Below are 12417 nucleotides of genomic sequence, written 5' to 3' on the forward strand. Positions count from 1 at the left end.
CGAGACTATATGAAAAACCCCTATGAAAAAATTAATTTTTAAGGGTATATGCCTGGTTATGGCATTTACCGCAGGTAATGTGGCGCTTCAGGCGCAGGAGCAATCAAAAAAAGAACATGAGGTTACCAAATATACGGTGATGGAACGTTTTGAGCCTCAGATGATTTTGACCCCTGAAGAACGCATCAATTTAAAGGAAGAAAGAGTTGCCGATATGAGGCGCACGCGCGATATCGTTGATACACTCGATATCTCGGAACGTAAAAGAGAACGATTATTACAAGATATTATAGACCAACCTTATTCCGCCCGTTTGTCCAAGACCATGGCCAAACTGGAGTTCGAGGATGAGGATAGCCAACAATAGAAAAAGCCACCTTTACGGTGGCTTTTTTGATGTTAAGTGTTTGTTTAAATAAAAGATTCGTCTTTCGTTGTCGACTTGGTGACCGGCTCTTCACCCATATTCTTCTTTTCAAGACCGGCCGAATCGACTTCAAAGAATTTTAATACTTCCGAGCGACTGGTGACCTGCATAAACTTTTTGCCTTTAATGGCAATCGGGTTCTGCAAAAGCTCCGGATTGTTATCGATTAGCTTTAACCAATCATCGGTATCGAACGAATCGCTATCCTCAATATCCAACGTTTCGGTATTGTCGAGCGAGAACAGTTCACCCAAGTCTTTTCCGAGCCCATCTGCCAAGGTTACCCATACGGCATGGCCCAATTTCGTTTCAGCAATATCTATGGTACGTAGGGCATCACCTGCTCCTTGAACGTAGCCAAGCACTTGCTTGCCCAAGTGCGACTTTGAGCTATAGACCAAAGTCAACATATTTTCATCGGTACTTAATACACTCATATCTTCCATAGTTTAGTGACTTTTCATTTTATCTTTTCTCTTTTTCAGTTGTCTTTCCAACTCTGACACCGATTCCCTGATAGAGGTCTCAAAAGTATCGTTACTGGCCTCGGCGAATAGGCGAGGGCCTGGTGCACTGAGGCGTATGTTACAAATGAGGCCTGTTTCTGGGCTTGAGGTATTTTCTTTTTTGAAGAAAACATCCGCCCGAACCAGAAAATCGTATCTGTCGAAAAGTTTACTGATTTTATCTGTTGCCAACTGCTCTAAGCGGTCACTGGCACTTACGTTATCGTATTCAAAATTTATGTTCATACTGCAAGTTACTGGTAGCCCGTGGCCCGATGGTGCCGTAAAAAACAATTTATTGCCACAGGTAAAAACTGCCAATAGTTAAAATGTGTTAAACTCTGATTTTATGACTTTTACGAAATCGATGTAGTATTTTTTTTCGTAACTTTAGAAGACATCCCTGATACTTTCTTACAAAACTCAACATCTTAACACTACTGCTATGGAAAAATTTAAACAAAATCGCTACCTGAACTGGGAATCGGACAGCAATAATGCGCTGGTGGCCCGACTGGAAAGAAACCAAAGAAACCTTATGCAATTAAGGGGGCAGCTGAGCTCTTACCGCTCAGAACCTACCACTTACAGTCTTTATGAAAGGCTCGATCAATTGCGACGTGCAATGGACCGTTGCTCTAAGAATAACAAAGATATCATTACGGGGCTCAAAAGTGACCAAATACCTATGAGTGGTTACATCGTAGAGGCCAAAAAACAATTGAACGCATTTCGCGAAATTCACAAGAATGTAGAGAGCTATTTAATCAATTGTGCCGAGGGCGAATCGGAGGAATGATAATATAAGTGCTTCAAATTTAAGGACTTATTAACTTTATTAACATCTCTTTTGCAGATTGGTAAATTCGATGTGAAATTTGGGTTAAATATCTGTTTATTGTAAGAACTTCAGTAAGTTACAGATACCTTTGTCGCACGAAGAACACTTAACTACAACGTTTTAGATGGAAAAGAAAGCTAGCTTATTCGAAAGTAATTCTCTGTTGCGGCGGAGTTTTGCCGTTCAGCTCAATAGATTGGATAGAAATGAGAGGGACATTGAGTTTTTTAAAAAACAATTGGGGTCTTACTTGGTAGAACCTAAAACCCATGAAGATTTTTCTGTCTTCTATAAGTTGAATACCGAAGTGTCGTACCTTGAAAATTCATGTACGTTCATCTATTTGAAAATTCGTACACACGAAACAGCTCTTGACCAGATTTCGAATCTTATTGATACCCATCTCAAGCGTACCAAGCTGTTGGCTCATAATATTTCCGTGTATCTTGAAAAAATCAAAAAACCGGAAACCAGTAATTTGGAGTATCGAATGAGTAGTTAATTCGCCTGAACCATCGAACGGTTGAATAGAATCCATCTAGGGATTGTAAAAAATCCTTCATCATATTAAATAGAAATGCCTTCCAGAAGCTTGGTTTTTGGAAGGCATTTTTTTATGTCCGTGTGCGGATTACTCCTCTTCAGAGTCGGCCATCACATCGGCCAGCTCCAATTTTTCATCCATTTCCAAATTCACGGGAACGGAATCTTTTAAGGCATTGAATTTTTCAAGCTTCTCCATTTCATTTTCATCTCCCGAAAAGTAAGGGAAAACATCCATAATAGGCGATTCGGTAATGGCCGGTATGGTATAATCGCCCATAGTATCTTTCATCACCTGTACGGTATTGTCATAGGCTTCTTTTACATCGTTAGCCTGAACCAGTAAATATTCGTTCGTCTTGCGCTCTTTACCGCTTTCCTCATCAAAAGCGATCAAAGAGATTTTCGATTTGAACCAACGGTCTGAATTCTCAAAGGGATGTATCTCGGCATAGTTGGCCACTTTGATATTGGTTATCTTGATCTCTTCACTTTCGGCCAAGTAGGCCTGCATTTCTTCGGTAATTCTACTTTCCGCTTCGGTGTAGGAAATGGCATCGACCAAAAAAGGTTCGGTTTTCACTTTCAAGGTTCCGGAAGCTTCGTCCAGTTTTCTATATTTTACTTTACACTCGTACCAGGTTGCACTCATTTTTCATTGTTTTTGGGCTGCCAAAGATAGGAGGAAGCATACACCTTCTAGGGCTAAAAACAAGAATAGATATTCACAATTTGAATAGGGTAAACGTTGCCTTTTGAGAACCAGTAAATTAGCTTACTACAGAAGATTTTTACTTTCCAGGTTCTTTTTGAGGTCTTCGTGGTTGCTCCAAAACCGGTTTTCGATTTTTTGCATCACCGGCTCGAATTCGGGGTGCGATTGTAAGGGCGCTAAACAGGGATCTTTTCGCATAAACAGTACCGCCCAATACTGAAAGTGGTCTTTGGTGGCAAACTTCTTCAACTCTTCAATGGCTTGGTCGGCATGGCCTTCGTAGGCCAATTTAACAGCCATACTCGCCGGTTGGTAGATAGACTGGTCATTCTCGCAGTATGTAGTGTAAGCGTTCATGAGACGCTCGCTCTCGGCTTCAAAGCCCATTTTTTCATAGACAAAGGCGATTTTAATATCCTCATGGGGATAAATATTCAGGTTTCTGACTTTTCGAATGGAATCGAAGCGCTTGTAATGAACGTACGCGCTGTCATACTGTTTCAGAAAATAGTAGAGCCTACCCGTTTCTTGAAGAATATCCAAACGGTTGATGTCTTTCTTCAATTCGTTCTTGATGGCCACTAAGGTGTTTTTGAGATTCCCATCCTTGGCATACATGATATAGGCCTTGGCATAGGGGGCATAATAGTTCTGGGGATTGTAAGCCAACGATTTGTTGATATAGGTAATGGCCTCATCGGTAAAACCGGCCTGTATCAGGGCATTGCCCAGATGCAGGTAGAGGTAACTCTGACTGACGGAATCGTTTGCTGCCACCTCCAATTGCCTTCCTTTTAGGGCATATTCGAGATATTTTCCGGTATCGGGTATGTAATTCGCATAAAGGTCGGATAACAGTTGAACCACAGCGGACGAATTGGGGTTGTATTCCATGGCCTTAAGCAAATGCGGTACGGCCAAACGATAATCGCCTGTATGCATGTAGTAAAGGGCCTTGGCGACCAGACTTTCGGTCAATTTCGAGTCGTACAACAAGGCTTTGTCGGCATTCTTGTTGATTTCCTCTGTAAATTGTTTTTCCTTCTTAAAAAGATCCAAGTAATAGTAGGTAACGGCTAAATCGGCATAGACCAAGGCAAACTCGGGATCTTCTTCCAACGCTTTTTCAAATAGGGGAATGGCCTTCATGAGTCCCTCGGTCGTTCGCTGCAAAAAGGGTTCTTGCGCTTGTAGGTAATAATCGTAGGCGACCAGATTATCGGTAGGTTTTTTATCAATCTGTTCCAGTTCAGAAGGGGTGACGGAGGCCTTGATGGCATCGGCGATTTTTTTGGCCACCTCGTTTTGCAGGGCAAAGATGTCGACCACTTCATGGGTGTACCGCTGCCCCCAAACCGGGGTATCAGTCGCCGCATCGATCAGTTGTATGTTCAACAGTACCTGATCTCCGATTTTTTGTCCGCTTCCTTCTACGACATAATTTACACCCAGTTCATGAGCTATCTCGGCAATATTCTGGTCGGAATGACGGTATTTTTCCACTGAAGTGCGGCTGATGACCCGCAGTGCCTCAATTTTCTGAAGGTTGCCCAAAGAGGCTTCCATCAGGCCATTGACAAAATAGAGATTGGTCGAATCGTTACTCTCGTTCCTAAAGGGCAAAACGGCTATCGATTTTTCTAATTCCCCAGCTTCCGTATGAGTCGTATTTTTTTTGGAAGGAAGAAAGACCACCACCAATAAGATCAGTAGAAGTACGGCTGCGGCCCCGGATAAAAAGGCCCAACGGTATTTTTTCAGAATGGAAGTAGCCGATGCTTCGACATCCCCATCCGTAGCAACGTTTTCCTCATGGTTCATTTTGGCAACTTCCCCAGGGGGGTATCCGTACTCTTCCCTAAAACATTTGATAAAATACGAGCTACTGCCAAAACCGACCCGGTAAGAGACTTCCGAAACGGTCAGTTCCGGTGATTCCTTTAAGATATCCATCGCCTGTTCGAGCCTAATTTTTCGAATGAACTGACTCGCCGATAACTGCGTCTGCTTTTTACACTTGCGCAACAGGTTCGAACGGCTCATATGCATGGCATCGGCCAGTTCGGAAACCCCAAAGTTTTCGTTTTCTAGGTTTTCAAGCAAAATGGCCTTGGCCTGTTCGGTAAAAAGGTGCCCTGTTGGTCGGTCTTGCATGGTAGTAAAAGGGTTGGTCGCCATGCTGGCAAAAACAAATATAAGCGATTGTTCTTCAAGGTGAAAATGCGCCTTTTGCCGCATAATTTATATGCCTGCGCCATAAGTGCTATCGGCTGTGCAAGGCTTATGTACAAAGCGGCATAGGTGATTGGTGCTGCGTCGGCGCTTGGCGGACATTTGCCTTGTAAAATTTAATGTTCAACAAATAAAAACAATCACCATGAAAAAATCATCAATGACTTTAGTAAACCCATGTAAGTATGCCTTCTTGATTTTGGCCCTAAGCTTGACCGCGTGCGGACAAGAAAAAGGGAATAAGGAATCACAACCCACCGCCCAGACCGAATCCATAGCGCCCGATATCGATTTGAACGCTGCTGTGATGGGCGGCAACCTTGATGCCGTACAGCAGCATATTAAAGCGGGTACCGACCTGAACAAAAAAGAGGCCCTCAGCGGTTCGACCCCTTTGATCACCGCCATTACTTTTGAAAAAGATGAGATTGCCGACGCCCTTATCGATGCCGGGGCCGATTTATCCATCAAAAACAACGATGGTTCAACCGCCCTTCACGTGGCCGCTTTTTTCTGTAGGGTAGAGTCCGTTCAAAAGTTGATTGATGCCGGTGCCGATAAGACCATCAAAAACAACTATGGGGCCACCGCTCGCGAAACGATTACCGCCCCTTTTGAGCAGATGAAGCCCATTTATGAGATGATGCAGCAGCAATTGGCGCCTGTCGGCCTGCAAATCGACATTGCGGAAGTGGAAAAGACACGTCCCGTGATAGCCATGATGTTACAATAAAAAAATAAGACCGGAAAAAGCCATGGAAACAGCACGACGATACGACATCGATTGGTTACGGATCATTGCCATCGCCCTGTTATTGATCTATCATATAGCCATCATCTTTCAGCCCTGGGCCATGTTCGTAGGGTTTGTACGAAGCGAACGGCCCTTAGAAGGATTATGGACCCCTATGACCATGCTCAACGTGTGGCGCATACCCATTCTGTTCTTTGTTTCGGGCATGGGGCTCTATTTTGCCATGCGCAAACGCAACTGGAAACAACTGATCGGTGAACGTACCCGTCGCATACTCATACCCTTCGTTTTCGGGTTTGTGGCCATTTCGCCCCTGCATATGTACCTGTTTCAGGCCATTAACGAAGTACCGCTGGGTTATTACCCGCATGCGGGCCATCTTTGGTTCTTGGGCAATATCTTTTGCTATGTGCTGCTGTTCTTGCCCGTTTTTTATGCGTTGAAGAATAGGGGGGAAGGTCGGTTCAAAAAAGTATGGGGCCGGTTGTTGGCCCACCCGGGAGGACCTTTGTTGGTATCAGTATTTTTTATGTTGGAAGCCGCACTGGTCAAGCCCCAAATATTTTCGCTGTACGCGGAAACATGGCACGGGTTCTTTTTGGGCGCTTTGGCCTTCTTTTTCGGGTACCTATTTATGTATGGTGGGCCTACCTTTTGGCAGACCGTTAAAAAATGGAAGTGGGGCTACCTCCTTTTGGCATTGGGGCTTTATGCCCTTAGGTATATCGAATTCAATCGGGAAGCCCCGGGCTATTTAATGGCTTTGGAATCGAATTGTTGGATCTATGCCATTTTCGGTCTCGTACACCATTATTTAAACCGTCCCAGTCGGGTATTGGTATATTTGACCCAAGCCGCTTACCCCGTGTATATTATACATATGTTCGTGATGTTTTTTGGCGCATGGTGGTTATTGCCCTTGGCGATGCACCCCATGGCCCAGTTTGTATGCTTAACCGTATTCACCTTTATCGTCTGCTACCTGCTGTACGAACTCTTGATTCGTAGGGTAGGGGTGTTACGCCCTTTATTCGGGCTCCCATGGAAAAGTAAAAGACAGAAAGGCGAAAAGCTACTGATAAAAGAGCCTACACTCGCGAAAGAGACGAATTAAAAAGTAGCTATTTTTATATGGAAAGCCCTAACCGTAGTGTTGGGGCTTTTTGGGTTAATGGAGTTTTATGGAGCACTTATTATGCGACCCGTCCCGATAGCTATCGGGAGGAGGGGAAGGTAATGTGTGCGGAATGGGATTTTAAAACATATTTTTAATTGATTGCGGAATCCCGTAATTTATTTCTTGTTAAAAGAATTATATTTAGAATAATTTAAACTTTTTATCAATGAGTAGATTACCCGCCAAACTTGAAAAATTAAACCCAAAACTTTTTAGTGATTTTGAAGCAACAAAAGTCATAATTTCAAAATTACTACAGCAATATATAAAGAATTTCCCAACATATACTGACCATTCTATTGAACATACACTTGAGGTATTAAATTTAGCTGGCGAAATAATGACCGAAGAAGAAATTAACTCTTTAAACTCTGATGAGTTGTATATTCTTTGCACGGCAAGTATTCTACATGATGCAGGAATGTGCATTCCTGAAGAGAAGATAAAAGAAATCTCGAATACCGATGAATTAATACAGTATAGAAAAGATAATTTAGATTTTTCAACAGAAAGATATATAAGAGATATACACCATGAATTGAGCTATAAATTCATAATTGAAGAGTGGAATAAATTGCACATACCTTCGGCTAAATATGCCGAGGCAATCGGTTTGGTTGCACGAGGTCATAGAAAAGTAGACCTTAATGATTTTGAACTTTACAAACCCCAATTTTTTGTGAAGAACGGAAGGGAATTTGTTTGTTTGCCTTATTTGTCCTGCATTTTGAGAATTGCTGATGAACTCGACATAAGTAACCTTAGAACACCTGATATTTTATATAAATATTACATTCCAGACAATGATGTGAGTAGAAAAGAATGGCAAAAACATAAGGCGACTACACAAATTAATTTTATGGATGACAAGGTTTTAATCGAAGTTAAATGTACAGACCATAATATTTTAGGAGCTTTAGATGAACAATTTGATAAAGTGACATCCGTATTAATACAATGTCAAAAGACTATCAGATCAATTCATGTAATTGAGAATCGGCGTTTTGAATTAAAACTAAAAACTCTAGAACCAATTTATAATTATATTGATTTTGATCCGAAGGGAATAAAATATTCCTTCGATGTCAAAAATGTAATTAACGCTTTTATAGGTGAAGATTTATATAAAAACAAGGAAGCTGCTTTACGGGAAGTTGTCCAAAATGCTGTGGATGCCTGTAACTATAAAAGGACTCTTTCCAAAAATGACTATAAACCTAATATAAAGATCGTTATTGGAGAAGATTTCATTTCGGTAGAGGATAATGGACAGGGCATGGATGAATTTATCATCGAAAACTATTTTGGAAAATTGGCTAGCAGTTTTTATCAACAAGAAATTGTCCAAAGTGATTTTCAAGCAATAGGTCAATTTGGTATAGGTGTATTTTCTTTCTTCCTCATCAGCGAATTTATCGATGTGGAGACAAAGAGAGCCGAAAAACCAGGGTTAAAGTTTAGAACTGACAAAGACCCGAATGCCTATTTTCATTTTTTTGAAGATTTTAAAAAAGAGAATACGGGAACTAAAATCACATTGCACTTAAAATCAAAATATCATACAAAATTCAATGTCAATACGGTATCCAAATTTGTTGAAAACACTTTTCGGTTTACTGAAATACCAATATCAGTTGAGGACGAAAATGAGAAGCTTAATTTGACTTCTGACAAAATGATTATTGACTTCGATAAAGATATTCTACCTCATTTTTACTATAATCAACGTGAAACTGCAAGTATGTTTGAAACTTTGACGTATTCTTTAAGTAATAGCGAGCTAGAGGGTATTGTAGGTATACTAGTTCCGAAGAATTTTAAAGAAATACCATCAGTCAACCTATATCAACTAATTGACGTTAATTCTTTTGATGATAAAGCAAACTATGGTGCCGATCATGGTAGTATTGCTTTCTCACAAAAAGGGGTCTTAATTAATAATTATGAAAGTAATGTTGGTTTTACATTTGGTAAAATAAATATTATTAAAAAATTGAAGATTAATCTTAGTAGAACTGAATTTGTAAATCAGGATTCTGTTAATAATTCGTTAGCTGCTTTCGAAGTAAATTTAGTAAAGCAAGTTTTTGATAAATTTTTTATCCATCATAGTTCGAACAGTATTGAACATGTTAAGCTAACTAGATGGTTCATATATAATTACTGGCCATCAGAAGAATTTAAGGACAAATCAGAAATGGCAAATCTTGTAAAAGATTGTTTCTGTTATGAATTCCTAATTAAAAGCAAAACTTACTATTATACATTGAATCAAATTGAAGAAAATTTCAAAGAATTTGTAATTTTCGAAGATGTCAATGATGCTGAACTACATTCAAAATATTTAAATATTCCATCTTTGACAAAATCCGAATCTAGCCGATACCGTAATGATATCGATCAATTTTTCAATTCATTTTGCAAATTCGGGAATTCTCTCACCAAAATAGAAGAACGATACTTTCTTTCTTATTCGAAATCCGCATATAACAAACTTTTTGAGTTAAAAAATTCCTTGGATCCTTATAATCTCTATTATAACTTTTCAGAATTTGATAGCAAAAAAATTGGAATCAACTATATGGAGGGTCATCCATCCTTTAAAGATAAAAAGTTCTCCTACCATGGTGAAGCTCACTTCAATTCAAGACATCCCATGATTTTAAAAATCGCAGCATTTGTTAATGAAAAGAAATTAAACAGTAAAGAGGTAAGGCTTTTGAAAGAGTTGTTAAATATCATTGAGTCTCTTCTTGATCAATATTGTACAGAAGAGCGAGTTGATAAAACTATTGCTAAATCCAATAAAATCATTGATAATATTTTGGAAGAAGGGCGTTTAAAACTTGATTACCTGACAAAAGAAGATTTTGCTGTATAATTCATTTGTTTTGGACATTATTGGCATGAGATAATTTTCGCTGAATGAGTAGGTGAGAGGAGCGTTAAAAATTTTAGGGGGCTGGTTACTAGTTTTCTTGAGAATTGAAAAGGTTCTTAAACCTTAGAGAAGTCTTAAGAATTACAATGGATCCTAAAATGTAGCGGCTGAGCCGTACATTGTTTCCAATCCCGATATTTATCGGGAATTTGTAAGCCTTGAAATCGAAGATTCACGAATACCATTAAAAAACAATAGGTATGAATGAGTATCTTTTTGTTTCGCCACCGCGCCGACTCACCCTAAATATATTTCGGCGTATCAAGAAAAAAAGAAAGGAGACTTCTTTCAACGACATATTGGTAAATGCCAACGCTACAGCTGGCCCAAAATTTCAGAGATACTTAATCTCTAAAATTTCTGTCCTATTTTACATAATGTTAGAGGTACTTAAAACTTCAAACAAGATGTGAGGTTAGCAAGGGCTAAGAAATTATCTCGCTTTGCCAACGCATCATCTCGCTCATATTTTAAAAGGTCTACTAGACCTTCCAAAATACTGCCGTTAGCTGTTGCGGCAAACTGATAAGAATGCTGTAGAAAAAAATCTTGCATAGATTTCCTTGAATACGAGAATTTTGAAGAAAGCTCAAAGGCTAGCTTTTAAATAGCGTTGGTAAACGATGACAAATTGGGTTTAAAATAAATTGCCTGAGTATTTTGATTTTAAAAAGCAATCGAGCATTAAGAATTATAGCTTACGAATGCGGAACAGAAACTAACCAACGTGTAAAACTGCTATGACATAATTGTTGACGATATGAGCCTAAAGGCAGTCATATCTACAATTATATCAAATACGGTGGTATTGGCGCAGTTTTACCCATATAAGCATTTGTACTATAATTTATATTATGTAAAATAGAATATTTAGGTAGATGATGGGTTGCGGTCTTTTAAGTACTATATGTTCCACTCTTTCCAGCGTTTCATTCCATCGTCAAAACACTTATCGCCAGAAATAAAAGTCAGGTCATTATTGCGTTCTACACGAAAATCTAACGGTTGGTTGTACAGATGTCCGTTTTTCCAAGATTCAAAACAATCCAGCAACAATTGAATCTCGTTTTCTTTGGTTAAATCCATATCCAACAAATACAGTTGTTCAATCAGCGGTACGACATCTGTAGGCGTTTGTTGATCAAAATGAATCAATGGAGACAAACGAATGATATTCTCGTTAGGTTCGAGTCCGCTTGTAGCTTTTAAGAATATCATGGCCATATAATTGGCCGTATCGGGCGGTTGGTACAAAATGGTCTTCGCCTGGTTCAATACGGTCGATTTAAAAAATTGCCATTGTGCCTTTAGTTTCCAGAGGTACCATTTCTTTCTTCTAAATTGCTGCGCCGTTTGTTTGGCTTTCCAAAAGCTGTCCTTATCCGCTTGCGACATCAGCGAATTACTGGTACCCAACGAAACGACCCGAATGGTCTTTAGGTCTACCCCCAATTTATGGGCCTCAATAATACCCGCCAAAATGGGGTTATTGAATCCGCCGAGGGCGCCATCCCACAATTCATAGAAAATCTCGCTTTCCTTGGCCTTGAACCGCACCGGAAAATCAAAATATTGCACCGGGGCGTTCGATGAACCGTTGATGGCCTGTGTAAGGCGTACCGAATCAAACCCGTGTTGGTTGCTCGAATACGATTTAAAGAACTTGGCCCGGTTGTTCAGCGCATCATAGGTACATACCACCAATTTTAAGGAAGGTTTTCCGATAATTTCGGGCAAGGCTTCCATCTGTACGCTATCGCTATTCGGAAACAGGTATTCAAAAGCTTCCTTCTTTTTAACGGTACTGTACTTCGGGCCGAACGGCATGCCCCAAAAACGTAGATGGTCCACCGGAAAAAAACGGTCTAAAAACGCATTTTGATGAAAAATTCGTTCCCGATTCTCCTTTTCCTTGAACAGACCGATCGCCTGATCTAGGGAATAGTTTTCCGCTAATGCGGCCAAAACGATACTGCCTCCCGAATTGGCAATCACCAAATCGAAATTTTGAAGCAGCTCATGCCCTTTGATATTGCCATACCGATGTTTGAGGGTCAATAATTGAATAATGGCCCAGCTTCCACCCCCATCTAAAGCTAAAATATTGAACATCAGTTGTTTTTATTTTGTTGCATTCAGAAATTACCTGTTGGCTCTATTTCACCTTTAAAAGTAAAAATTTGCGGGACGAACGCTCACAAGCAAATCCCCCTATTTTTTGGGTTTTCTGTTCGCCGGCGTATAAAGCAACGACCACTACCCTTTTAAAATAGTGGTCGTC

General features: G+C 40.1%; 12 protein-coding genes. 7 read left to right on the forward strand and 5 right to left on the reverse strand.

Annotated elements, in window-relative coordinates:
* Positions 1-22: 22 nt before the first annotated feature.
* Positions 23-367, forward strand: a complete 345-nt coding sequence (locus IL356_RS10025; protein WP_121849130.1) for a hypothetical protein — start codon at positions 23-25, stop codon at positions 365-367.
* A 44-nt stretch (positions 368-411) separates the two neighbouring features.
* On the opposite strand, the gene IL356_RS10030 is transcribed toward IL356_RS10025, so the two are convergent.
* Positions 412-864 (reverse strand): arsenate reductase family protein, encoded by a 453-nt coding sequence (locus IL356_RS10030; protein ID WP_162987897.1) that lies wholly within the window; start codon positions 862-864, stop codon positions 412-414.
* A gap of 12 nt (positions 865-876) precedes the next feature.
* Positions 877-1179: a ribosome hibernation-promoting factor, HPF/YfiA family gene (gene hpf / locus IL356_RS10035; protein WP_121849128.1), complete on the reverse strand. Its 303-nt coding sequence runs from the start codon at positions 1177-1179 to the stop codon at positions 877-879.
* A 199-nt stretch (positions 1180-1378) separates the two neighbouring features.
* Between hpf and IL356_RS10040 the strand changes: the two genes are divergently transcribed.
* Positions 1379-1732 carry a hypothetical protein gene (locus IL356_RS10040; protein ID WP_121849127.1) on the forward strand — a complete coding sequence of 118 codons (354 nt, stop codon included), beginning with the start codon at positions 1379-1381 and terminating at the stop codon, positions 1730-1732.
* 166 nt (positions 1733-1898) lie between these two features.
* Complete coding sequence (locus IL356_RS10045; protein WP_121849126.1) at positions 1899-2276, forward strand: hypothetical protein; 378 nt, start codon at positions 1899-1901, stop codon at positions 2274-2276.
* A gap of 129 nt (positions 2277-2405) precedes the next feature.
* Here the strand turns inward: IL356_RS10045 and IL356_RS10050 are convergent, their stop codons facing one another.
* Entirely contained in the window at positions 2406-2969 is a 564-nt protein-coding gene (locus tag IL356_RS10050; protein WP_121849125.1) for a DUF4494 domain-containing protein, read from the reverse strand.
* 126 nt (positions 2970-3095) lie between these two features.
* Entirely contained in the window at positions 3096-5270 is a 2175-nt protein-coding gene (locus IL356_RS10055; RefSeq protein ID WP_225621462.1) for a helix-turn-helix domain-containing protein, read from the reverse strand.
* A 139-nt stretch (positions 5271-5409) separates the two neighbouring features.
* On the opposite strand from IL356_RS10055, the gene IL356_RS10060 reads away from it, so the two are divergent.
* From IL356_RS10060 to IL356_RS10075, 4 genes are all read left to right on the forward strand, one after another.
* Complete coding sequence (locus IL356_RS10060; protein ID WP_121849124.1) at positions 5410-5997, forward strand: ankyrin repeat domain-containing protein; 588 nt, start codon at positions 5410-5412, stop codon at positions 5995-5997.
* A gap of 22 nt (positions 5998-6019) precedes the next feature.
* Entirely contained in the window at positions 6020-7132 is a 1113-nt protein-coding gene (locus IL356_RS10065; RefSeq protein ID WP_121849123.1) for an acyltransferase family protein, read from the forward strand.
* 17 nt (positions 7133-7149) lie between these two features.
* Complete coding sequence (locus IL356_RS10070; RefSeq protein ID WP_192466542.1) at positions 7150-7290, forward strand: hypothetical protein; 141 nt, start codon at positions 7150-7152, stop codon at positions 7288-7290.
* A 71-nt stretch (positions 7291-7361) separates the two neighbouring features.
* The gene (locus tag IL356_RS10075; protein WP_121849122.1) at positions 7362-10076 is read left to right on the forward strand and encodes an HD domain-containing protein; all 2715 of its coding nucleotides are present in this window, start codon (positions 7362-7364) and stop codon (positions 10074-10076) included.
* Positions 10077-11039: 963 nt separating this feature from the next.
* Here the strand turns inward: IL356_RS10075 and IL356_RS10080 are convergent.
* Complete coding sequence (locus tag IL356_RS10080; protein WP_121849121.1) at positions 11040-12248, reverse strand: patatin-like phospholipase family protein; 1209 nt, start codon at positions 12246-12248, stop codon at positions 11040-11042.
* Between the last annotated feature and the right edge of the window lie 169 nt (positions 12249-12417).

It is taken from the genome of Euzebyella marina (genome assembly GCF_014855515.1).
Lineage (GTDB): Bacteria > Bacteroidota > Bacteroidia > Flavobacteriales > Flavobacteriaceae > Euzebyella > Euzebyella marina.

Coding starts and splice junctions, on each gene's coding strand:
- IL356_RS10025 (WP_121849130.1), top strand. CDS start 23: ATGAAAAAATTAATTTTTAAGGGTATATGCCTGGTTATGGCATTTACC.
- IL356_RS10030 (WP_162987897.1), bottom strand. CDS start 864: ATGAGTGTATTAAGTACCGATGAAAATATGTTGACTTTGGTCTATAGC.
- hpf (WP_121849128.1), bottom strand. CDS start 1,179: ATGAACATAAATTTTGAATACGATAACGTAAGTGCCAGTGACCGCTTA.
- IL356_RS10040 (WP_121849127.1), top strand. CDS start 1,379: ATGGAAAAATTTAAACAAAATCGCTACCTGAACTGGGAATCGGACAGC.
- IL356_RS10045 (WP_121849126.1), top strand. CDS start 1,899: ATGGAAAAGAAAGCTAGCTTATTCGAAAGTAATTCTCTGTTGCGGCGG.
- IL356_RS10050 (WP_121849125.1), bottom strand. CDS start 2,969: ATGAGTGCAACCTGGTACGAGTGTAAAGTAAAATATAGAAAACTGGAC.
- IL356_RS10055 (WP_225621462.1), bottom strand. CDS start 5,270: ATGCGGCAAAAGGCGCATTTTCACCTTGAAGAACAATCGCTTATATTT.
- IL356_RS10060 (WP_121849124.1), top strand. CDS start 5,410: ATGAAAAAATCATCAATGACTTTAGTAAACCCATGTAAGTATGCCTTC.
- IL356_RS10065 (WP_121849123.1), top strand. CDS start 6,020: ATGGAAACAGCACGACGATACGACATCGATTGGTTACGGATCATTGCC.
- IL356_RS10070 (WP_192466542.1), top strand. CDS start 7,150: ATGGAAAGCCCTAACCGTAGTGTTGGGGCTTTTTGGGTTAATGGAGTT.
- IL356_RS10075 (WP_121849122.1), top strand. CDS start 7,362: ATGAGTAGATTACCCGCCAAACTTGAAAAATTAAACCCAAAACTTTTT.
- IL356_RS10080 (WP_121849121.1), bottom strand. CDS start 12,248: ATGTTCAATATTTTAGCTTTAGATGGGGGTGGAAGCTGGGCCATTATT.